We start from the raw sequence: 22,020 nt of genomic DNA, 5'->3' as shown, positions 1-22,020 counted from the left end.
CCTGCACTCTCCCCAGAGGGGAGAGGGTGTTCAAGTTCCCTCTCCCCTCTGGGGAGAGGGTTAGGGTGAGGGGCGAAAGCATCGGACCGCACTATTTATCCGACGACGCCTGCCACAAATTCAGCTCACCATCCGCCACGTGCTGGTCAATCCGCGTCAGTTCATCTTCGGTAAAGCACAGGTTATTCAGCGCCTGAACGTTCTCTTCCAGTTGCTCCGGGCGGCTCGCGCCGATGAGCACTGACGTTACACGTGTATCTTTCAACAGCCAGCTTAGCGCCATCTGCGCCATCGTCTGCCCGCGCGCGTGCGCCATCTCGTTCAGCAGACGAAGGCTGCTCAGGTTGGCTTCGGTCAGCATTTTCTCCGTCAGGCCGCGCACTTTTTTCCCTTCGCGCTGCATACGTGAACCGTCCGGAATACCGTTCAGGTATTTTCCGGTCAGCAGGCCCTGCGCCAGCGGGGTAAAGGCGATACAGCCCGTTCCGTTTTTCTCCAGTGCGTCCAGCAGACCAGTCTTGTCGACCCAGCGGTTAAGCAGATTGTAAGACGGCTGGTGGATCAAAAGCGGGATCTTCCACTCGCGCAGCAATTCGGCCATCACCGTCGTGCGTTCCGTGGAGTAGGACGATATGCCGACGTACAGCGCTTTTCCGCTCTGCACCGCGTGTGCCAACGCGGCGGCGGTCTCTTCCATCGGCGTGTTTTCGTCTACGCGGTGAGAATAGAAAATATCCACATACTCCACGCCCATGCGTTTAAGGCTCTGGTCGAGGCTGGCGAGCAGATACTTACGTGAACCACCCGAACCATACGGTCCTGGCCACATGTCGTAGCCCGCTTTGGTGGAGATGATCAGCTCGTCGCGATACCCGGCAAAATCTTCTCGCAGCAGGCGGCCAAAATTTTCTTCAGCGCTGCCTGGAGGGGGGCCGTAGTTGTTGGCAAGGTCAAAATGGGTAATGCCGAGATCGAAGGCCTTACGCAGCAGCGCGCGCTGGGAATCGAGCGCCTGAATGTGGCCAAAGCTGTGCCACAGACCCAGCGACAGCGCCGGTAAGCGCAGGCCGCTTTTGCCGCAGTATCGGTACTGCATGTTTTCGTATCGGCCGGTGTAAGGGTGCCAGGACATGATGTCTCCTTTCTTATCGGTGAATTTTCGAAACAGCGTTTTTATTCTAAGCTTATCAAATCATAAATCATGGAGATAAGCGATGACGCGCCTGACTGCCAAAGATTTTCCGCAAGAGCTGCTTGATTACTATGACTATTACGCCCACGGTAAAATCAGCAAACGCGAATTTCTGAATCTCGCGGCGCGCTATGCCGCAGGCGGCGTAACGGCGCTGATGCTGTTTAATATGCTTAAACCCAACTACGCCCTCGCGGAGCAGGTTAAATTCACCGATCCCGATATTCTTCCGGAATACATCACTTATCCCTCGCCCAATGGTCACGGCGAAGTGCGCGGTTACCTGGTGAAGCCGGCCAAAGCTACCGCGAAAATGCCCGCGGTAGTGGTCGTGCATGAGAACCGGGGGCTTAATCCGTATATTGAAGACGTGGCACGACGCGTGGCGAAAGCGGGATATATCGCGCTGGCTCCCGACGGCCTGAGCTCGGTGGGGGGATACCCCGGCAACGACGACGAAGGAAAGGTTTTGCAGCAGAAGGTCGACCCGACAAGGCTGATGAACGACTTTTTTTGCCGCCATAGAGTTTATGAAAAATCATCCGGAAGCCACCGGTAAGGTGGGGATTACCGGTTTTTGCTACGGCGGCGGCGTATCGAATGCCGCCGCCGTAGCGTATCCGGAACTCGACTGCGCGGTGCCCTTCTATGGTCGTCAGCCGCGGGTGGAGGATGTGCCAAAAATTAGCGCGCCGCTCCTGCTTCATTATGCCGAGCTGGACAAAAATATTAACGAGGGCTGGCCTGCCTACGAAGCCGCGCTGAAATCAAATAATAAGGTTTATGAAGCGTATATCTACCCCGGCGTAAACCATGGATTTCACAACGATTCTACCCCACGCTATGACCAGCCCGCAGCCGAGCTGGCCTGGTCGAGAACGTTAAGCTGGTTTAAAAAATATCTGGAATGATAAGCCCTGCTTAAATAAATCATCACAAAGGGTTATCTTTTCCCCTGTCCCTGCCGATAACGAGGGTAGTACTCGCCTCTGGGCGAATTCACCCTCACGGCAAGGAATACTCAATGAAGATGCTTCGTAATTTCACCATCCGTTTCGTCATGCTGACGGTACTGGGGATCTTTTGTGTCATGTGGGCAGGCGTGGGGCTTTACAGCACCTGGTCTCTGTCTCGTGTTTCTGATGGTAATGACGTTGACCGCCAGCTGGTCAGGCAAATGACGGTGCTGAGCCAGGGCAACGATCAGTATTTCCGTTTCGTCACCCGCCTGAGCCGGGCGATGGAAGCTAAAGCAGCGGGCGGCACGCCAGACCTGGCTCCTGCTCAGCAGGCGCTGGATAACATGAGTAAAAAGCTGGCAGAGATGAAAGCTATCTCCCCGGGCCCGATGGATGAAAAGGTCTCTGCGCAGGTGATTTCCACCTGGCAGGCGCTGCTCGATCGGGGCGTTACGCCTCAGATGGTGCAGGCAAAGCAGGCGACGCTCGAAGGCTATCGTCAGCATGCCAACAACGTTACGCCGCCGCTAAGCCGCGCGTTTGGCGCCGCGGTTGAGAACTTTAACAATTCTGCGGTGAAGGCGCTCGACAGTACGCGCGTTGTGGTCGACAGCCTGACCAGCATGACCCGGACGGTGATTATCACCGCCACGATCGTGGGTCTGCTGATCCTGCTGTTCACCGACCGCTACCTGGTGGCGCTGCTGGTAAAACCGCTGGAGCGTATCCGTCAGCAGTTCCGCCAGATTGCGCAGGGCGATCTCAGCCAGCCGATTGAGCCCATTGGCCGCAACTGCGTGGGGCAACTGGTTCCGCTGCTGAGCGCCATGCAGGACAGCCTGCGGGAGGCGGTCAGCACGATTCGTTCCGGCAGCGAGAATATCTGGCGCGGGGCAACGGAGATCTCCAGCGGGAATAACGATCTCTCTTCGCGTACCGAAGAGCAGGCCGCTGCGCTGGAAGAGACCGCGGCCAGCATGGAGCAGCTTACCGCAACGGTGAAGCTGAACGCCGAAAGCGCGCGCCAGGCCAGCCAGCTTGCGGATGTCGCCTCCAGTACGGCCAGCCGCGGCGGGTCGCTGGTAGACGATGTGGTCACGACCATGAGCGGCATTTCGGACAGCTCGAAGAAAATTGCTGAAATCACTACCGTTATCAACAGCATCGCCTTCCAGACCAATATTCTGGCGCTGAACGCCGCGGTGGAAGCGGCTCGGGCCGGGGAGCAGGGGCGCGGTTTTGCGGTCGTGGCGGGTGAGGTGCGTAATCTGGCCAGCCGCAGCGCGAATGCGGCAAAAGAGATCGAAGGGCTGATTGCGGATTCCGTTGCCCGCGTGGAGCAGGGGGCGCAGCTGGTGAACGATACCGGCACGACGATGGAAGCTATCCTGCGCGACGTGACGGAGGTGACCGTCATTATGAAGCAGATCGCCACCGCGTCAGAGGAGCAGAGCAAAGGTATTTCTCAGGTCGGCGTAGCCATCACGCAGATGGACGGCGTGACCCAGCAGAATGCCTCGCTGGTGGAGCAGGTTTCCGCCGCTGCGGCCGCACTGGAACGGCAGACCGAAGAACTCCAGCGCTCAGTGCAGAAGTTCCGTCTCTCCGCGTAACATCATCGCGTCAGGCCGTCTCTGGCGGCCTGACATTTATCGCTCTGAATAATCTGTGTCACCTGCGACAGCTGACCGATTTTCACTTCGCTTGCCCGCATAAATTTACTTTTGTCGATCAGCAGCAGCGACTGGCTGGCCCGGTTTAACAGCAGCGCCTTAAAGCCCGCGTTGTGCTCGGACGGATCCCAAAGGACGCCATGCTCATCAACCCCTTCACACGAGAAGATAAACAGATCGATCTCCAGCCCTTTAAGCTGCGTCACCAGCGCCGGATTAACATAGCAGCGATACTTACGCTCAAGCGTTCCGCCGGAGCAGATAAGCGTGATCCGCTCGCGCTTTGCCATCTCGTGGCAGACAGGCAGGCTATTGGTAAACACGGTGAGTTCGATATCCGGAAGCTGGCGCGCCAGATGAAAGCAGGTCGAGCTGGCGTCGAGGGCGATGGTCATCCCTTCGCTGATCCAGCCCAGCGCGTGTCGGGCAATATCGGCTTTGTCGGCATAATGGCTTTTCAGGCGTGCGCCAAAGGGTTCACCGCTGTCGCGGCTGTCCGGGTGAATCAGACGCGCACGCCCGTGCTGGCGCAGAAGTTTCCCCTGCTGCTGTAACGACTTCAGATCCCGGCGGATCGTCTCTTTGCTGACGGAGAGCTTTTCAGCCAGGGCATCGGTGGTCAGCCAGTCACTTTTACTCAGCAGGGTGATGATGCTCTGCTGTCGGGTCGCTTTTAGCGTCTGGTCTGACATTCGAGGATCCTTGCGCACGCGTGCTGACTCATTTTTCTCATCGCAGAAGAGGGCGGCGAACCGCCCGGTCATGGGTCAACCCTGACGTTTATCTTCCGTCTGGGTATCGAAGTCGCTCGCTGAATGGCGCTCATGCAGCTGCTCGTTCAGCTCGCCGTTGGTGCGGTTAACAATGCGCCCGCGTTTAACGGCCGGGCGATTCGCCACATCTTTTGCCCAGCGCTGCACGTTGGTGTACTTCCCGGCGTCGAGGAATTCGGCGGCGTTGTAGACGCTGCCCAGCGCCACGCAGCCAAACCACGGCCAGATCGCCATATCGGCGATGGTATATTCCTCACCCGCTACATAACGACCGCGCCCCAGCTGCTTGTCCAGCACGTCGAACAGGCGTTTAGCCTCCATGGTGAAGCGATCGATAGCGTACTCAATCTTCACCGGCGCGTAGTTATAGAAGTGGCCAAAACCGCCGCCGAGGAACGGGGCCGCGCCCTGTAACCAGAACAGCCAGTTCAGGGTTTCCGTACGTCCAGCCGGATCTTTTGGCAGGAAGTGACCAAATTTCTCGGCCAGATAGAGCAGGATATTGCCGGATTCAAAGACGCGCGTCGGCGGGGTGGTAGAGTGGTCACGCAGTGCCGGGATCTTCGAGTTCGGGTTCACGTCGACAAAACCGCTGGAGAACTGATCGCCCTCACCGATGCGGATTAACCATGCGTCGTATTCCGCGCCCGTCACGCCCAGCGCCAGCAGCTCTTCCAGCATGATGGTAACTTTCTGTCCATTCGGCGTACCCAGAGAGTACAGCTGGAGCGGGTGCTCGCCCACAGGCAGCTCTTTCTCGTGCGTAGCGCCCGAGACGGGACGGTTGATATTGGCGAACGCGCCGCCGTTATTCTGTTTCCATTCCCACACTTTCGGTGGCTGATAGGTGTTATCTGACATGTTGGCCTGCCTTTTTGGTGTTGTGTTGAGGCAGTGTAGCAGGAGATAGGGGAACCGTTTAACGATGCGAGCGTAATGGGCAGGGCGGGTGTATGATAACGCCACCTCTGTCAGTTAATTACAACGTGCAGACGACGACAACCCCACAAAAAAATTGCCGCCTGCCTGTTTTAGGTTGGACACATGCGTAAAGGAACGTTAAGCAGTGACGCACCCTTCGGGACGTTATTAGGCTATGCGCCGGGTGGCGTGGCGATTTACTCTTCAAATTACGGCAGTCTCGATCCGCGTCACTATCCGGAAGACGCGGAATTCCGCAGCTATATCGGCAACGAATACATGGGCCATAAATGGCAGTGCGTAGAGTTTGCGCGCCGTTTCCTGTTTCTCAACCACGGGTTTGTCTTTACCGACGTCGGGATGGCGTGGGAGATCTTCTCCCTGCGTTTTTTACGCCAGGTGGTAAACGACAATATCCTGCCGCTACAGGCCTTTGCTAATGGCTCAAAACGCGCGCCGCAGGCCGGTGCGCTGCTCATCTGGCAAAAGGGCGGTGAGTTTCAAGAGACCGGCCACGTCGCCGTCATCACCCAGTTGCTGGACGACAGAGTGCGCATTGCCGAGCAGAACGTTATTCACTCCCCGCTGCCGATGGGGCAGCAGTGGACGCGCGAGCTGCGTCTGAGCGTTGAGAACGGTTGCTATACGCTTCATGATACGTTCAGCGATACCGAGATCCTCGGCTGGATGATCCAGACGGAGGAGACGGAACACAGTATACCTCAGCCGGAGATCGACGGTGAGCTGCTGAAAATCAGCGGCGCGCGGTTGAAGAACAACCGTCAGTTCGACGGAAAATGGCTCAATGAAAACGACGCCCTGCAACAGGCGTACGTTCGCGCGAACGGCCACGTTATTAACAACGATCCCTGCCAGTACTTCACCATTACCGAAAGTGCCGAGCAGGAGCTTATCAAAGCCACCAACGAACTGCACCTGATGTACCTTCATGCCACCGACAAGGTGCTGAAAGACGACAGCTTACTCGCGCTTTTCGACATCCCGAAAATTCTCTGGCCGCGTCTGCGCCTCTCGTGGCAGTGGCGTCGTCACCATATGATCACCGGTCGTATGGATTTCTGCATGGATGAGCGCGGCATTAAGGTTTACGAGTACAACGCGGATTCCGCCTCCTGCCATACCGAGGGCGGGCTGATTCTTGAAGAGTGGGTGAAAAACGGCTATCGCGGCACCGGCCACAATCCGGCGGAAGGCTTGCTGGAGGAGCTGACCGGCGCCTGGAAGCACAGCCACGCGCGGCCGTTCGTCCATATCATGCAGGACAACGATATCGAAGAGGATTACCACGCGCTCTTTATTCAGCGCTCGCTGATCCAGGCCGGGTTTGAAACCAAAATCCTGCATGGACTGGGCGCGCTGAGCTGGGATGCTGCCGGGCAACTGATTGATGATGAAGGCCGTCACGTCAACTGCGTATGGAAAACCTGGGCGTGGGAAACGGCGATCGAGCAGATCCGCGAGGTGAGCGAAACCGAGTACGCCGCCGTGCCCATCCGTACCGGTCACCCGAAGGGTGAAGTGCGCCTGATTGACGTCCTGCTGCGCCCGGAAGTGCTGGTCTTTGAACCGCTGTGGACGGTGATCCCAGGTAACAAGGCGATCCTGCCGGTGCTATGGCAGCTGTTCCCGAACCACCGTTACCTGCTGGATACCGATTTTGAGGTGAATGCGCTGCTGAAACGGACAGGCTATGCCGTTAAACCGATAGCCGGACGCTGCGGGAGCAATATCGATCTGATCGGCGCCCAGGATCAACTGCTGGACCAGTCCAGCGGCAAGTTTGTTGACCGCAAAAATATCTACCAGCAGCTATGGTGCCTGCCAAAGGTTGACGGCAGATACATACAGGTCTGCACCTTTACCGTGGGCGGAAACTATGGCGGAACCTGTCTGCGTGGGGATGACTCGCTGGTGGTGAAGAAAGAGAGCGATATTGAACCGCTGATTGTGGTGAAGGATAAATAACGTCTCCCTGTTATAAAAAAGCCCCCGCAGGGTATGCTGCGGGGGCTTTTTATTACTCTTCTTCCTCGACCTGCTGCTCGCTGATCTTCAGATCAATGATCCGGCCGATCTGGTCATGATAGACCGTCAGCAGGTTGTACTGGCTCATCTCGGACATAATTTGCGGCGTGAGGTTAAAACTTTGGGCAAGCTCGTCATGGCGCAACATTTGCGGATGACGCCGCCTCACATGCGCGCGGCGGCGATTGTACTGATACCACAGGATCAGCAGCCAGCCGTTGAACGCGGCAATCAGCAGATAGACCAGTACTGTATTAAAAGAGGCGATAATCACGCTCCAGCGGTGATCGCTCTCCTCGGTTAACTGCATCCACAACCTGGCATACAGGAAAAACAGGAATCCTCCCCAGGCTATCAGCGTTAATGCGGCATCGAAAAGACGCGGTGCCAGCCGATGTTCAGTCAAAATTAACGTATTCTCGTTCATTGAATGCTCCCTTTTCCCCGGTCCGGACTGATCCAGCGCGCGCGGGCGCGTTTACGTTTAAGCATGACTTTCGGAAATGCCACGAGGGTGGTAAACAGGCCAATCATCCAGTACACCATCGGGAACCAAATCACCCAGAACAGCGAGCCTGCCACTTTCCGCTCGTAGCGCCGCTCGATATACAAACTGACGAGGAATTGCAGCAGGCACATCACCCCCAGCAGCAGCCCGGTAAACGCCGGGGGAAACAGACTCGCAACGGCCAGGTTCGCGGGAAGAGGGATAATATGGCTAAGAATGAACAACACCACGGTCGCTCCATAGGCAAACGCCCACAGCGTTGACAGCGCGTACTCGAGAAACAGGGGCCACATCCGATGATGCTCCCAGCGGGCCATTTTGCGCAGGTTAACCAGAAACACCTCTGCACCGCCCTGAGCCCAGCGCAAACGCTGTTTCCACAGCCCCTTGAGCGTCTCCGGCATCAGGATCCAGCACAGCGCCCGCGGCTCGAAAAAGATATCCCAGTGGCGCAGCTGAAGCTTCCAGCTTATGTCAATGTCCTCTGTGATCATATCCGGGCTCCAGTACCCGACATCCGCCAGCGCCTGTCGGCGAAAGGCGGCGATGACGCCGGAGACCGTAAAGACCCGGCCATAGATCCGCTGCGTTCGCTTGATAAGACCAATAATGGAAGAAAACTCGCCCACCTGAATACGACCAATCAGCGTTGAGCGCGTGCGAATACGCGGATTTCCGGTGACGGCCCCAACGTGGGGATACTGAATCAGCGGTGCCACCAGATACGCGGCCGTATCGCGATCGAGCAGGGCGTCGCCGTCAATGCAGACCAGCAGATCGCCCCGGGCCGCCGCCGCACCAGCCTTGAGCGCCACGGCTTTCCCCTGATTCTCCGCGAGATTAATCACCCGCAGGCGCGGCTGCTCCTGCGCCAGTTGATGCAGCACCTGCGCGGTATTGTCCGAAGAGCCGTCGTTGATGGCGATAACCTCAACATTCCAGTACCGCTGACCCAGCGCGGCGCTAATGGTCTCCCGTGCGTTGCGTTCCTCATTAAAGCAGGGAATAAGAATCGAGATTAACGGTTCACCGGCTAAGGCGGGCGCGGGTGTTGCGTTATCCCACGACCAGTGCCGTTCAAGCTGAAACCAGAAATAGAGGCCGCCGGTTACCCAGAGCACGGACATAAACAGCGGCCAGAAAAAGACAAAGTCCAGAATCAGTTCTCCGGTAAACAGCGCGGCTACGCCTAACGGCAACCCGAATACCAGACACAAAATAGAGAAGGCGATAATGCGATCAGTCATTGTCAGGATACCAGTACGAAGAAAATTCAGGCCTGATACGCGAAATATCAGGTTGGTTGTTGAGAAAGTCGTCGGGGTAATAACCGTAATTTTTGATGCCGTTCAGCTGGAGCACCTGCATCCACCCCACCAGACGTTCATCGGCTACGGCACGCTGCGGTTTCTGCGCCCAGTCCCTGGCCTGTAGCTCAAAAATCGTTTTATTCAGCGCGCCGGGGCGTGCGGCGACGGCGTTGACTAAACGCGTCAGCCAGGCATTGCTCTCTTCTGCCGGGACGGACTCCATCAGTGGCATTGCCATCGGCACCGTCCAGTCGTAGGCCGACAGAAAATCATCCAGATTTTGCGCGAACCACGCTTCGCTTTCGGGCTGCAGAATGGGGAGGGCGAACATATTGCGCGCGGTTTTGATCTGCGGGCCACGGATGTTTTTCACCGCCTGGCTCAGGGTGCGGGTAAAGCCGATAAGCTGCTGGCTCTTCTGCCGGGTCGTCTCCTGTCCGGCATCATCAACGTCCGTCAGCACCGCGTCGTCATGGAACAAGATCCCGTTGAAGCTGGCATAGCGGGCCAGATCTTCATAGATCTCCGTCACCTGTTGGCGAACCTGTGGACTCCAGGGGGAGAGCCGGATATAGGGCTCGGCGGCCACGGTCAACTCTCCCGTTTGGCGATCCCGGCGCTGCACGCGCGGCAGGGCTGGACTGAGATCGAAAGAGAGGACCGGCATCCACGCAAAGACTTTCACTCCCGCGCGGGTTTGTAGCTGCCAGGCGACAAAATTAAAGAGATCGGCCCGGACCGGAAGCCGGCGGTTGGGGAAATAGAGCGCGCCGATCCTGCCGTCGCCCCGCGGATCCGAAAACGCCTGGAGAAACACATGGCTGATTTTCATGTCGTAGACCCGCTGGACGAGTTTGTTGATGTTTTTCGTCTGCTGGGCCGGATCGGGATCGTAGACATAATCGAGATCAACATGCATGACGCGCACCGGGTCAAACTCCTGAACGCGGCTAACCGTGTTGGCAAAGGTTTTTATCGACGGATTTCCGGCAATCAGCAGGCGCGGGATGTTGCCGAGGTCGCGCACGTTTGCCAGCCCGTCCTCCAGGGTAAAGGCCAGCTGATAGCCCTGTTTCTGGGCGATAGCGAGCGATGTACCGTTGGCAGCCCCATAGGGCCACACCCAGGCACGCGGCGCTTTTCCCGTCACCTGGGTGATTTTTTCGGTGACTTTCCGTACGTCTGCGGCGATCCGCTGGTTGAAGTGTTCATCGGTTTCGTAATGCCCCGTCGCGTTATCGAAAAAACGGTTGGCGATAGCGGGTTCACGGCTTCCCTGCGGGTTGGCCGGGATGCCGTAATGCGAGGCCCAGGTATGCGAGCCAATTTCAACCAGCGGGGAGCGGCTTAACTCGCGCACCATGTCCCATGTCGCGAACCGATCGCGGGGCGTCATCAGACCGCCGAAGTTAACTTTTTGATTTGCCGGCGTATCCAGCCAGCTGCCCACCGGCGCCCACAGCGCAGGAACGTTCCATGCCTGAAGCAGGGGCCAGACGCGGGTGTAAAAGCTGCTGTAGCCGTCGTCGAAGCTGAGCAAAACGGCTTTCGGCGGCAGCGCTTTTTTTCCTTCATGCGCATCCACAATGTCCTGCACGCTGATGGCGTGATAGCCGTTGTGCAAAAGCCAACTTATCTGCTCGTTTAACGCGCTGGTGCGAACGGAGAGGTAGCGCTGATCGGCAGCATCATCTTCGACGTCGTGGTAGGCCAGGACCAGAAACTGATTCTCCGGCCAGGGTTTGCTGGCCTCCAGCTGCGGCCTCTCTTCAGGAGCCATAAAGGAGAGCGGCTGCGCGCAGAGACTCGCGCTGAGGCAGAGCCAGCCGATGACGATCAGGCTTACAGAAAAACGTGTATTCAGCATATTCATCCTTAAAAGCGTAAAGTCGCATCTAACGTGACGGAGAGATTGCTCTCGCGTTTGCCGTCGTAAGGGCGTTTATTCCAGTTCAGCATCACGCCAGTATCGACAACGTTGTTCCACTGAATGCGTTGCCCGTAACCCAGCAGGGTAATGGCGCCAGGCGACTGATTTTTCTGCCAGTAGCTGCCGCCGCCTGCCACGAACTGCTGGTTCCAGAGGGTGTCGTAGTGGCGGTACATCTCATGGTCAACGGACAGGGCTGCCGTCACGGACAGATCCCGTGCCGGGTTGTAATAGAGCGTATTCCGCAGGCTGTTTTTACTGGCGGCGATCCCCGGTTCGAGATCCAGCGTCAGGGTCGGGGTCTGCCAGAGACGCTCTTTCCCAGAGAGGGTGTATTCCTGACGGCGGTTGTGGTCTGAGAAGCGGCTGACGGCGGCGTTGAACTGGTATTCACGTCGCTCGTTTTGATACCAGCGCACCCCACCTTCACCCCGGTTGGCGCTGATCCCATTGCGTAATGCCCGTAAGGGTGTCGCGCGTGATAAGCGCTCGAGGCTACCGCTGACCTGCCAGTTATCACTCAGGCTGTAGGTTGTTGAGAGCCGTGCACCCGGCCTGTTTGTGCCGTGATAGCGGTTGCTGGAGAGCTCGGCTTCGAGCGTGAGGTCACGTGGGCGCCACTCAACGCCGCCCAACAGGTGGCGGCTGATGCCTTTACCTTCGTCGAAATTCCCCTGTGCATAGCGGGCGCCAGCAAATAGCCGCCAGTTATCCGCCACGGGTGGGCCATAGAGCGTGGCGTCCCAGCTCATGTCGTGGCTACCGCTGACGGGGTTATCTGAATGCAATCCTTTACCCGCGTTCAGACGCAGCTCTGACATATGGTGGACCGCTCTGAGCCTGTCCAGGCGACGGGCGCTGCGATCGGCGGGGGCGCGAGCAATTACGTCATCAGCCAGTAAATCCATCTGGCGCCACTCCTGAAGGTCCATTGCGACGTAAGCCTGCTGTTTTTCAAGCTCCAGATTCGTGGGTTCGAGCGCCTCTGCTCGTTTAAGCTTTTGCTCGGCCGCGCGCGGCAGGCCCCTGGCCTGAAGCAGGGCGGCATAATCAATCTGTAACCCCTGATTTCCCGGCGCCGTTGATGCCAGACGATACGACAACTTTTCGGCCTCCGGCAGGGCGTTGGTCGCCAGCAAATAGTTAAGTTTGAGTGACTGTCCGGTGAGCCACCGATCGTTCGGCTGAGCGGTCGGGGACCCGAAATCGTAGCGGGTCCAGGGAACGCTGCGGGTCTCGCGCTCAACGTAGCGGCGGGCGGTCTGATACTGCCCCGTATCCAGCCAGGCGTAGAAAAGCGCATGTTCCTCGTCCTGCGGATCGGAGGCGTAGTGTGGATAGCGTTGCACAAGCGAGAAGGCGGCGACGGCATTTTTCTCCTGCAAATATGCAGAGATCACCCAGCCGATGGCCCAGTCCGGCACCGGATGCTGGGCGGTCGTCAGCGCCTCGTATTCGCTAATGACCTGCCGGTAATCACCCTTCGCATACAGCGCGCCAAGCCGATCGATACGGGCAAGGATGACGTCTTCAGCCGCCTGCGGTTCGTTTTGCCAGCGGGAAAGCAGGACGTGATAGCGATCTAATGCGTTTTGTGCCAGCCGCAGGCGCTCTTTCTCCGTTCTGCCAGGCACATCCGCCAGGCGTACCTTTTCAGCCGCGGCGTTACGCTCAAGGCGGCGACGCTCCGCGGGGGACATTGCTGCGCTTTGCGACAGCCAGAGTGCGGGTGTGCTTACCCGGTTATCCGTTAACGCATCGATCGTCTCGCGAAGAAGGGCGTTATTCCCTGGTGCGGCGTTTAGCGCGCGCATGTCCGCCAGCAGCCGGTCCCCGTTTTTTCCCTGGCGCATCCAGACATAGGAGAGCGTCTCAAGGTGCGCGGGAGAAGGATTGTCCTTAACCAGCTGCCGGGCTTCCGAAAGCGCGAGGCGATCTCTGCGGGCATCGGCCAGGGTCTTAACATAGCCGATGCGGTAATCGTCGTTATCCGGCGCAAGGCTGAGCGCCTCTTTCCACAGCGATAAGGCGGATGGCCAGGCTTTTTGGTTTCTTCTGGACTGGGCGACAGCAGCGATGGCGCGAGCGGGCAGCGGCATATAAATACCATAACGCTGCCAGACTCGAATAACCTCATCATCGCGTCCTGCCCAGGAGGCTACCTGTAACCAGTCCGCAACCTGTCCAGGTGTTAAAGCATGCTGTTGCTCATAGCGCTGTAGGTAATCAAGAAACAGAGCGTAATTACCGTTACGTGCCTGTTGTATCTGATGCTCATAAACGGATTCATCAGCCTGAACCAGAACAGGAAAGAGTAAAAGCAGGAACAATAATATTGTGGTGCGATAAAAGAATAACGTAGTGAAGCTAAGCGATCTTTCCATATCTATTTGCCATTTGTTTATCGTGAATCCATTGCATAACACGGCCGCCTTTTAACTCTGCGTTAAAGGGCATAAAGGAGAACATTAAATCTGAATGATGCTACGTTATGGGGTACTTACTTAAAGGTAATTATGCGCCCTCAACTCAGTGGTCTGATTGGACTTAATGTACACCCGATGTGTTGGGGGATAAATAAGTTGAAAAGCGGCCGGGAGGTTTTGAGATAATTCTGGAAGAAGTAAGTTTTTTAGATAATTCAGTGCAGGGTTGTTCTTTTTAACTGATTGATATTAAATGTTTTTCCTTTTGCTGTTTGCAGTTTTTTTATATTTGGAATGAAGTTCTGCTGAGTTAATTAAAGTACTTTCTGGGGCATGTTTGGGAAGTTTCATGACAAAAATTCTTAATGTTCAGAGAAGTGACTTTTCTGAAATTCTTTTTTATTTATAATTAACGACAGGCATTGAGTGATAGTCTGCAAAAAGTCTAGCTCACCAATGTCATATTGAGGGATGATCAAAGCCAGAAAACATTTGCCGTTAATGTAAAGCGCTATAAACGAAAGCGTCCTTGTTTCTTAAGAGGCGGGCTTGCTTTAATCTAAAAGGGATGATTAGTGGCGACTTCAATAGTGTTAGTGACTCAGGATTGTTTCCTTGTCAGGGGGATGCGGCTATTTTTCCCGGATATAATTTGCCTCTGTTCGATAGACAGAAACATATTTGATACCGACGCAAATGAATATACTGTACTGATTGATAGCCGTACGCCGCTCCGTTTATATGATTACCTGATACGCCATCCGGCCAGAACGAGAAAAACCATCTGCTGCGTTATGCTGGATATGCGCCCTCGAGAGGAGGATCTGCACAGTATGAAGCTGTTTATGAACACGTCGCTTACGCCTCCGGATATGGCGTCGTTATTCAATCTGGTGCTTGATATGAAAGGCTGGCGTCTGACAACCAAATGGCTGCTTAACTTACGGCTGAGTAGACATGAAGCGATAATGCTCCGGTTGCTGAAGGCAGGGAGGTCAATGGACGAGATTGCAGATAAGCTGAATATGTCGGTTAAAAGCCTCTATCGCAAGCGAACGGCGCTATCGGAGCGGTTAGGGGCAGGGAACTTCAACGAGGCGTGTTTGTTTATCTTTAAAAACAAACTGCTGGACGCGGCTGGGAACGATCCCTAGCTTCGTCAGAAGCCAAAAGCACAAACCCGCCACGAGGGCGGGTTCTTTTAATGGAAATAATTCAGAACGACCAGCGCAGATTGGCGTTCACCGAGTTGACGCGGGTATCCGCACCATATTGTCCCTGATAACCCACATCCAGCGTCGCAGCACGCGACAGCTGTACGCTCACGCCGATATCACCCACCATTACGTCCTCATCCACGGCTTGCCCCTGAGTAATGAACGCGTCGCTGCCCGCAAACGCCATACGCGAAGAGGTATTCTTATCGCCATAAGCGTGCTGCCAGCCCAGCGAACCGTAGAGGTTAACGTTCTTCGGCAGCTCGGTCACACCGCGCACCCCGAGTGTGGAATAGAAGGTGTTCATCGTTTCGTTACGGACGCTCAGCGCAGCGGCACCGCCGTCTTCCCTGAAGCTGTCGGTATGCAGCCGGATGTACGATAAATTGACGAACGGCTCAATATTCCTGTCTGGCTGGCCGAAACGGTAGCCCGCTTCGGTAAACGCCAGCAGCGAGTTAGCGTCGTAATCTGACTTCAGCCGATCCGAGAAGCCGCTGAAATCAACATTGCGCTCGCCCTCGATCTTGTGCCAGGTGTAACCCAGCGCGCCGCGAAGGGAGAACGCATCCTGTTGACCCGCCGCATACAGGCCAAGGTGATAGTTGTCGGTATCCGTTGAGGAGCGACGGCTGTCGACGTCGTAATCACCCCGGCTGTAGCCGAAGTAGCCGCCGACACGCACGTTATGATCCGCCAGCTTGCGATCTGCCCCCAGCAGGAAGCCGGTGGTGTTGCCGTCCAGCTTGCCCACGTTTCCGTCGCCGCTGTTTCGGCTCCAGGAGCTGAAGGTCTGGCCCCAGACGCCATTGTTTTGCGGCTCCGGCTGCTGCACCAGCGACATGGCTAACGGTGGGATCGGCAGGCTGTCGTTATCAAACGCGCGCTGCATACGCTGGTTTAACACGTTAAACACCTGCGTGCTGCCAGCGATCAGGTTGGACTGCATTGATGGATAAACTTCGCCAGACAGCTGGTTGAACGCCTCGCGCGCTTCCGGCGCGCTCAGCACCAGCAGCGAGTTATACAGCGCCAGCGACGGGCCGCTTTGCGTCAGCGTGGAGAGCGCGCCAGCGGTATTCCACTGGTTGCTGCTTTGGGCCACGGTCTGGAAAATGCCCGGCTTGCCGCTGCCCGGGTTTTCTCCACCCGGGTTCTCACCACCCGGGTTTTCGCCGCCAGGATTCTCACCGCCCGGGTTCTCGCCTCCGGGATTTTCACCGCCCGGGTTCTCGCCTCCGGGATTCTCACCGCCCGGGTTCTCGCCCCCAGGATTTTCGCCTCCGGTCTCTTTCTGCGCGATGGTCAGATCGACGGCGTTGGTGCTTTGCTCAAGCGCCACGTCCAGGAAGGCGGATTTGGAAATCGCTCCTGCGAACTCACCGTCAATTCCCCCGTCGGAGGTCAAAATGCGGTAGCTTTGGCCCGTTTTATAGCTGGTTTGCGGATCCAGCGCGGTGACCTGTACCTTAGCCCGATCGCTGATGGTGGTTTTGCCCGATACCAGTAGCTGGTCGCTGCTGCCATCGCCCGCGATATCCACGTCATAGAAGGATTCGCCGATAAAGTTCAGATAGCGTTTCAGCGTCAACGTACCGATATTGCCGTCGCCAGGCGAGATATGCCCGCCAGACAGGATCTCGGTCTGGCCCAGCGTGCCGTTGCCGCCCAGCGTGCCGCCGGACTTGATTGACGCGGCGCTGCTGTAACCGACCCCGTCGCTGACGTCTGAACCCGCCGTCGCGTTGAGGATCAGCGTACCGCCGTTCTCGGCGCTAAGCGTCTGAACATCAAAAATATCGTCTTCTGGCTGGGTATTAATATTGCTGGCAATGATAACTTTACCGCCCCGCGCGGTTACGTTCGCCTTGAGTGCGGAAAGATCGCCGTTCAGCGTCGTTTGCCCGGAGGTGTTGATCACATCACCTTCACCGCTCATCGTGTTGCTGAAGATGTAATTTCCGTCGGTATGGTTGAAGTAGACATAGCTGCCGAACAGTCCGCCACGCAGGCTGATTGCCGTCTTCGCATCGAGGGTACCTGCGCCGCCCGCCGTGCCAGGCGTTGGCTCAGTTAAACCCGTGCCGGTGTCCATATTGCCGCGGCTGCCGATGATGAGCGCACCCCGGTTCGAGCCGGAACCCGATGTCCCCACGATCAGCGCATTGCTGCCAGCGGAAAATGAACCGCCGTCAATCACAGACAGCACGCCATTGCCGTAATCGCCCACGCTCACGCTGCTGCCGCTGGTAAAGCGCGAGTCCTTGCCCGCAATAACCAATTCGGCGGTTTTCCCTGCGCCGGAGACGCCCGCCACCTGCACGCCGCCAACGTTAACCGCTCCGCCGTTCAGTACGTCCAGGTCGCCATAAAGCGTCAACGTACGGCCAACGTTCCACTGTGAGCCACTCCCCGTGACGGTGGCTTTCGGGCTCAGCGTGTCGGTTTCACCCGGTCCGGTACCATTCCCGATGCGCGCATCGTAGGCGGTATTGAGCGCCGCGCCGTCCTCAATTGCCAGCGTGGAGCGTGCGCCCAGATCGGTGCCTACGCTCAGAAAATTACTGGTCACGCGAGAGCCGGCACCCGTGGCGATAAGGTGGCTGTCGTAGCCCCGGGTGGTGCCGACAACGATCTCCTTTGCGCTCGCCAGCGCGCCCTCTTCGACTCGCAGGGTGCCGAGGCCAAGATTCAGGTCGCCGCGCAGGACGTACCGATCGTTCACCGCGTTAAGCTCAGCGTCTGGCCCACGGACCGTGACAACGCTTTCATAAATTTTGCCGTCGAACAGCCGACCGATATTGATGTTATAGGCGGTGATTTTGCCATTATCGATCAGCAGGTTTCCGCGTTGATTACGTCCAACATAAACATCTCCGGTGTAACCCAGCGTTTCGGTAATACGCGAGTCGCCATCAAAAAAGGCATCGGCTGCACGCGCGATATCGGCAGGTAAAAACAGTAACAGCGGCGCGGAAAATAGAGCGAGGTAAAGTCTGGAAAGCGGCGTCTTAACCGCTAAAGCATGCGATGTAGAGTTATTCACGGGCTATCTCCGTACTCATTAGCGTGATGTCTGGAAAATCGTTTTTATGAAAACTCAGATACGTCAGAAAATGTAAAAGGCGTTATTTATGTACGCCTTTTGATGCGGCGTTAATTATTTATGTGTGACAACAGGTGTACAGGTTGGCGCGCTTAGCGTCGGTGCGGATCCTAAAATCCCCGGCATCATCATTGATGAACAATCGAAAATACGCCCTTTTTCTGTCGTGGCGCGATAAGATAGTTTTTGTCCTCCCAGTGCGTCCGGCTGGGCGCCATTAACGTTGGTCACGGTTATTTCATCCGATGAGCCCAGTCCCAGCATTTTAGCGGTCTCCGCTTGCAGGAGTGGAATAGCCTGATCGGTTTTCAACGTGGAACAACCGGCTAGCATCAACGTAACGGTTAAAACGATTAGTGGTTTTTTCATAAATTATCCTTGATATCCAACCAGTTAATTTCACTGATTGTATTTATGTTTTCTTTTACCCAAATCAGCGAATAATATATTTCTCTTTCCTAATCGAAAAAACCCTCCTAAAGTAGGGTGGGTAGATAATAATTCATCTGTACTCTAAGATATGCGAAGGTAAAAGGAGGCTCCTTTGGGACAGAATTATGCGTTAGTCGTTGATGACCATCCATTGGTAGCAAGCGGCATCGCCAATTTTCTGATTACACATTGCCAGTTTAAACAGGCGTGTGTGGTGACGAATGAGGATGATTGCTACCGCCAAATTAGGGATCATGGCCCGCCACGTTTGCTGGTAATCGATTTTTGGCTCTCTTCCGGAACGGCCCTGAAATTACTCAAAGAAGTAAAACAATTTTACCCACAGGTACGACTCCTGGTGGTCAGCGGGGATGACAATAATGATATCTGGCGCAAAGTTAATGCCGCCGGGGGCCACGGTTTTGTATTGAAAAGCGAGCCACCTGAGATGTTCTCGCGGGCCGTTTTCGCACTCAGTGATAATCAGACCTGGTTTCCTGAGGGAAACGAAATTTCCGTTAAGGCAAATAATGAGAAGTTAAGTAAATTTAACTTAACGCCGCGACAAATAGACGTATTAAATATGATTATGCGCGGCCTGCCAAATAAACGAATCGCCGCGCAGCTTTCAATTTCTGAGCCCACGGTCAAAGAACACATCAGCAATATATTGAAAAAGATAGGTGTTAACAGCCGGGTCGAAGCCATCACGCTTCTGCACGGCAAGCAGGAACCGTCGGAATGAGGTTTTTCCAGAGCTTACAAAACGAAGGTATCTCTGCTCCGGCGCAGATCCGTTTGCTAAACAACACCTTTCTGCGGCTGGTATTTAGCTTTAGTGCTGTGCCCTTTGTGGGTATTCCTTTCGCCATCTGGATTTATATGCTTGGGGACGACCTCGGCCCAACGATTATCTGGATAATTATTTATCTGCTATGTGCCGTGGCGATACGACTATTGCACCGACGCTATCAGCGTGAAGCGAAAGAAAACGGTGATAGGGACGTCCTGCGACGCTGGCTTCCGCGTATTAATAATATCGCCTTTATTCACGGGCTGGGCATTTCTTCGCTCTATTTAATTACTCCACAGACGCAGAATTTTGACTTTTTCCTGTTACTTAATATCAGCATCGCCGCTATCGTCGCCGCCAATGCGACGCATCTGACGCCGGTCATCAGCACCTTTACGCGTTTTTTCTTCGCCTCATGGGGGGTGCTGAACCTCGGTATTATCTGGCGGCTGGATGAGTTGATGTTCATCGTGCTCATGCTGAATCTGCTTTACGGCTTCGCAATTTACCGCCATGCGTTAACTTCCCATGCGTTCTTTATTCAGCAGGCACTGCTTGAGGAAAAAAGCTCACGCCTGGCGGAACAGTTTCGTCAGGCCAAAGAGGACGCGGAGCAGGCACTGCTGGATAAAAATCAGTTTCTGACCACCGCCAGCCACGATCTGCGCCAGCCCGTACACGCTATGGGCTTTCTGATCGAAGCCATCCTCCACCGAAACCGGGACGACAGCCTGACGCCACAGCTTCTTGACCTGCAGCAGAGCGTTCGCTCGGTACATTTAATGCTCAACTCTCTGCTCGATCTCAGCAAAATAGAATCCGGGAATGTCCTCTCTGCCCCGGCCAAAGTGGATATCGGTGCTCTGCTCGACTCGGTCATCACGCTGTTTCGCGAAGAGGCCAACAGCCGCGCGCTTAGGCTGTGCATCCGGCGGCCTAAACGCCGTATCTACGTGATGGGCGATTCGCTGCTGGTGCGACAGTCCCTGATTAACCTGATTCAAAACGCCCTTCGTTACACGCTCCAGGGCGGGGTGCTGGTCGCCATCCGACCGCGCGGTGACGAGTGTATGGTGGAGGTGTGGGACACGGGAGTCGGTATCGCCGATGAAGAGAAGGGCAAAATCTTCTCACCTTACTACCGCCCCGAGCTGGCATGGAAGATCGACAGCGCCGGACACGGGCTGGGACTGGCCGTAGTCGCCCGCTGTGCCAAGCTGATGAAGGTGAAATACGGGATGCAATCCATTGAAGGTAAAGGCTCACGCTTCTGGATGCGCTTTACCCAATACGTTGGTGAAGACATTGCGCCGGATATCCCGCCCGCCGCTGACAACACCGCCACGCCGGTACGCTATGCGCCCCTGCACGGTTCCTGCCTGGTCGTCGATGACGACCCGCTGGTGACGTCTGCCTGGGAGAGCCTGATGAGCGTCTGGGGAATCGACGTACGCTGTGCGGCCTCGGCTGAAGAAGCGTTTGCCATAATCGACGACGGCTTTACGCCGTTCGCCGTGCTGTGCGACCAGCGTCTGCGATCCGGCGAAAGCGGCTTCGATATCCTGAAAGCGCTTTTTGACCGTCTGCCGGATATGAGCGGCGCGATAGTTAGCGGCGAATTTAATTCACCGGTTCTGCTGGAGGCGGAGCAGGAAGGGTATCTGGTGCTCCGCAAGCCTCTGGAGCCAGCTAAACTGCATGCGCTGCTGGCGCAGTGGTCAGGGTGTCGTGGATATAAATAAGTTGAAGTCCTTTCGGTTCGGTGCCTTTTAAAGCGTTGTAATGACATCTGCGTTACGCGTGTTGTATACTTAATATCCATTGAACAGAGGAGGACAACACCATGCCAGCTGCAAACACTATGGCGGTGAAACGCGAAACCCTTAACCTGCGCATCAGGCCTGCCGAGCGGGATCTTATCGATCGGGCAGCGAAAGCGAGAGGGAAAAACCGTACTGACTTTGTGCTGGAAGCAGCCCGCGCAGCTGCGGAAGAGGCACTGATCGAACAACGCATCATAATGGCCGATCCAGAGGCTTATCAGGAATTTCTGACCCGTCTGGATCAGGCTCCAGCACCTAATGCCGCACTGCGTAAAACTATGCAGACCCTTGCGCCGTGGGAGCAGGAAAAATGATCTCTGCCCCAGTGCCCCTTCGAGCCGGGCATATTCTTACTCCATTTTGCTGTGGGGTAGATTCGATGGATAACTGGCTTAAGCAGCGGGCGATGAAAAATCAGGCCAGTGGTGCATCGCGTACATTTGTCTGTTGTGGCGGAGATTCTAACGTACTGGCTTATTACGCGCTGGCGTCCAGCGCGGTCACAACGAATACGGTACCCGGCCGCTTTCGTCGCAATATGCCCGATCCCATCCCTGTTGTAGTGCTGGGACGCCTGGCGGTAGATCAGTCTCTTCATGGGCAGGGCGTTGGTCGGGCGCTGGTACGCGACGCCGGGCTGCGGGTGATCCAGGTGGCGGAGAGCATCGGCATCCGCGGAATGCTGGTTCATGCCCTGTCGGATGAAGCGCGGGAATTTTATCTGCGGGTGGGGTTTGAGCCATCGCCGATGGATCCGATGATATTGATGGTGACGTTGGGGGATTTGGTGGCGAGTATTTAGCAGAGATATAGAACTCTTTCGTATTGAATGAAGAGCACTTCCAGTTCGTGCAGGCAACACCATGAATCAAAAGGTACTTCAAAAGGGACCAATGGGCTTTAAGATAACG

The 22,020-nt window shown here is 55.9% G+C and carries 16 protein-coding genes and 1 pseudogene; 8 read left to right on the top strand and 9 right to left on the bottom strand.

Annotation, left to right across the window (positions count from 1 at the left end; genetic code table 11):
- Positions 1-91: 91 nt before the first annotated feature.
- Positions 92-1,132, bottom strand: coding sequence for an aldo/keto reductase (locus L2Y28_RS18440; protein ID WP_022649394.1), 1,041 nt, complete (start codon positions 1,130-1,132; stop codon positions 92-94).
- An 82-nt stretch (positions 1,133-1,214) separates the two neighbouring features.
- Here L2Y28_RS18440 and yghX point away from each other — a divergent pair.
- Together yghX and L2Y28_RS18430 are read left to right on the top strand one after the other, a co-directional pair.
- Positions 1,215-2,103: pseudogene (gene yghX, locus L2Y28_RS18435) on the top strand (YghX family hydrolase).
- A 113-nt stretch (positions 2,104-2,216) separates the two neighbouring features.
- Positions 2,217-3,764 (top strand): methyl-accepting chemotaxis protein, encoded by a 1,548-nt coding sequence (locus L2Y28_RS18430; RefSeq protein WP_022649391.1) that lies wholly within the window; start codon positions 2,217-2,219, stop codon positions 3,762-3,764.
- A gap of 2 nt (positions 3,765-3,766) precedes the next feature.
- Here L2Y28_RS18430 and fucR read toward each other — a convergent pair whose 3' ends face one another.
- A complete protein-coding gene (gene fucR, locus L2Y28_RS18425; RefSeq protein WP_023298593.1) occupies positions 3,767-4,516 on the bottom strand; it encodes an L-fucose operon activator in 750 nt (249 codons plus the stop codon).
- Positions 4,517-4,591: 75 nt separating this feature from the next.
- Positions 4,592-5,458: a glutathione-dependent disulfide-bond oxidoreductase gene (gene yghU / locus L2Y28_RS18420; RefSeq protein WP_022649389.1), complete on the bottom strand. Its 867-nt coding sequence runs from the start codon at positions 5,456-5,458 to the stop codon at positions 4,592-4,594.
- A gap of 183 nt (positions 5,459-5,641) precedes the next feature.
- On the opposite strand from yghU, the gene gss reads away from it, so the two are divergent.
- Positions 5,642-7,504 carry a bifunctional glutathionylspermidine amidase/synthase gene (gene gss / locus L2Y28_RS18415; protein WP_022649388.1) on the top strand — a complete coding sequence of 621 codons (1,863 nt, stop codon included), beginning with the start codon at positions 5,642-5,644 and terminating at the stop codon, positions 7,502-7,504.
- 52 nt (positions 7,505-7,556) lie between these two features.
- Here the strand turns inward: gss and pgaD are convergent, their stop codons facing one another.
- Genes pgaD through pgaA form a run of 4 tightly spaced genes read right to left on the bottom strand, consistent with a single transcriptional unit; the run spans position 7,557 to position 13,696 of the window.
- Positions 7,557-7,991 (bottom strand): poly-beta-1,6-N-acetyl-D-glucosamine biosynthesis protein PgaD, encoded by a 435-nt coding sequence (gene pgaD / locus L2Y28_RS18410; RefSeq protein ID WP_022649387.1) that lies wholly within the window; start codon positions 7,989-7,991, stop codon positions 7,557-7,559.
- Positions 7,988-9,319, bottom strand: a complete 1,332-nt coding sequence (pgaC, locus tag L2Y28_RS18405; RefSeq protein ID WP_022649386.1) for a poly-beta-1,6-N-acetyl-D-glucosamine synthase — start codon at positions 9,317-9,319, stop codon at positions 7,988-7,990. The genes pgaD and pgaC overlap by 4 nt, the downstream gene beginning before the upstream one ends.
- Positions 9,312-11,249, bottom strand: coding sequence for a poly-beta-1,6-N-acetyl-D-glucosamine N-deacetylase PgaB (pgaB, locus tag L2Y28_RS18400; protein WP_022649385.1), 1,938 nt, complete (start codon positions 11,247-11,249; stop codon positions 9,312-9,314). Before pgaB ends, pgaC begins: the two co-directional genes overlap by 8 nt.
- Before the next feature lie 8 nt (positions 11,250-11,257).
- Positions 11,258-13,696: a poly-beta-1,6 N-acetyl-D-glucosamine export porin PgaA gene (gene pgaA, locus L2Y28_RS18395; protein WP_032621903.1), complete on the bottom strand. Its 2,439-nt coding sequence runs from the start codon at positions 13,694-13,696 to the stop codon at positions 11,258-11,260.
- Positions 13,697-14,364: 668 nt separating this feature from the next.
- Between pgaA and L2Y28_RS18390 the strand changes: the two genes are divergently transcribed.
- Entirely contained in the window at positions 14,365-14,892 is a 528-nt protein-coding gene (locus L2Y28_RS18390) for a LuxR C-terminal-related transcriptional regulator (RefSeq protein WP_045261891.1), read from the top strand.
- Positions 14,893-14,953: 61 nt separating this feature from the next.
- On the opposite strand, the gene L2Y28_RS18385 is transcribed toward L2Y28_RS18390, so the two are convergent.
- Together L2Y28_RS18385 and L2Y28_RS18380 are read right to left on the bottom strand one after the other, a co-directional pair.
- Positions 14,954-18,001, bottom strand: coding sequence for an autotransporter domain-containing protein (locus tag L2Y28_RS18385; protein WP_022649382.1), 3,048 nt, complete (start codon positions 17,999-18,001; stop codon positions 14,954-14,956).
- Between the two features lie 114 nt (positions 18,002-18,115).
- Positions 18,116-18,430 (bottom strand): lipoprotein, encoded by a 315-nt coding sequence (locus tag L2Y28_RS18380; protein WP_003862457.1) that lies wholly within the window; start codon positions 18,428-18,430, stop codon positions 18,116-18,118.
- Positions 18,431-18,605: 175 nt separating this feature from the next.
- On the opposite strand from L2Y28_RS18380, the gene L2Y28_RS18375 reads away from it, so the two are divergent.
- The 4 genes from L2Y28_RS18375 to L2Y28_RS18360 all read left to right on the top strand — a co-directional run bounded on the left by L2Y28_RS18375 (position 18,606) and on the right by L2Y28_RS18360 (position 21,911).
- Positions 18,606-19,238: a response regulator transcription factor gene (locus tag L2Y28_RS18375; RefSeq protein ID WP_022649381.1), complete on the top strand. Its 633-nt coding sequence runs from the start codon at positions 18,606-18,608 to the stop codon at positions 19,236-19,238.
- Entirely contained in the window at positions 19,235-21,028 is a 1,794-nt protein-coding gene (locus L2Y28_RS18370) for a hybrid sensor histidine kinase/response regulator (RefSeq protein WP_022649380.1), read from the top strand. The genes L2Y28_RS18375 and L2Y28_RS18370 overlap by 4 nt, the downstream gene beginning before the upstream one ends.
- A 101-nt stretch (positions 21,029-21,129) precedes the next feature.
- Positions 21,130-21,423: a DUF1778 domain-containing protein gene (locus tag L2Y28_RS18365; protein WP_022649379.1), complete on the top strand. Its 294-nt coding sequence runs from the start codon at positions 21,130-21,132 to the stop codon at positions 21,421-21,423.
- Positions 21,420-21,911 (top strand): GNAT family N-acetyltransferase, encoded by a 492-nt coding sequence (locus tag L2Y28_RS18360; RefSeq protein ID WP_022649378.1) that lies wholly within the window; start codon positions 21,420-21,422, stop codon positions 21,909-21,911. The genes L2Y28_RS18365 and L2Y28_RS18360 overlap by 4 nt, the downstream gene beginning before the upstream one ends.
- Positions 21,912-22,020 lie beyond the last annotated feature (109 nt).

It is taken from the genome of Enterobacter sp. JH25, from assembly GCF_021725435.1.
GTDB classification, from domain to species: domain Bacteria; phylum Pseudomonadota; class Gammaproteobacteria; order Enterobacterales; family Enterobacteriaceae; genus Enterobacter; species Enterobacter intestinihominis.
This window is presented reverse-complemented; position numbering and strand designations above follow the sequence as displayed.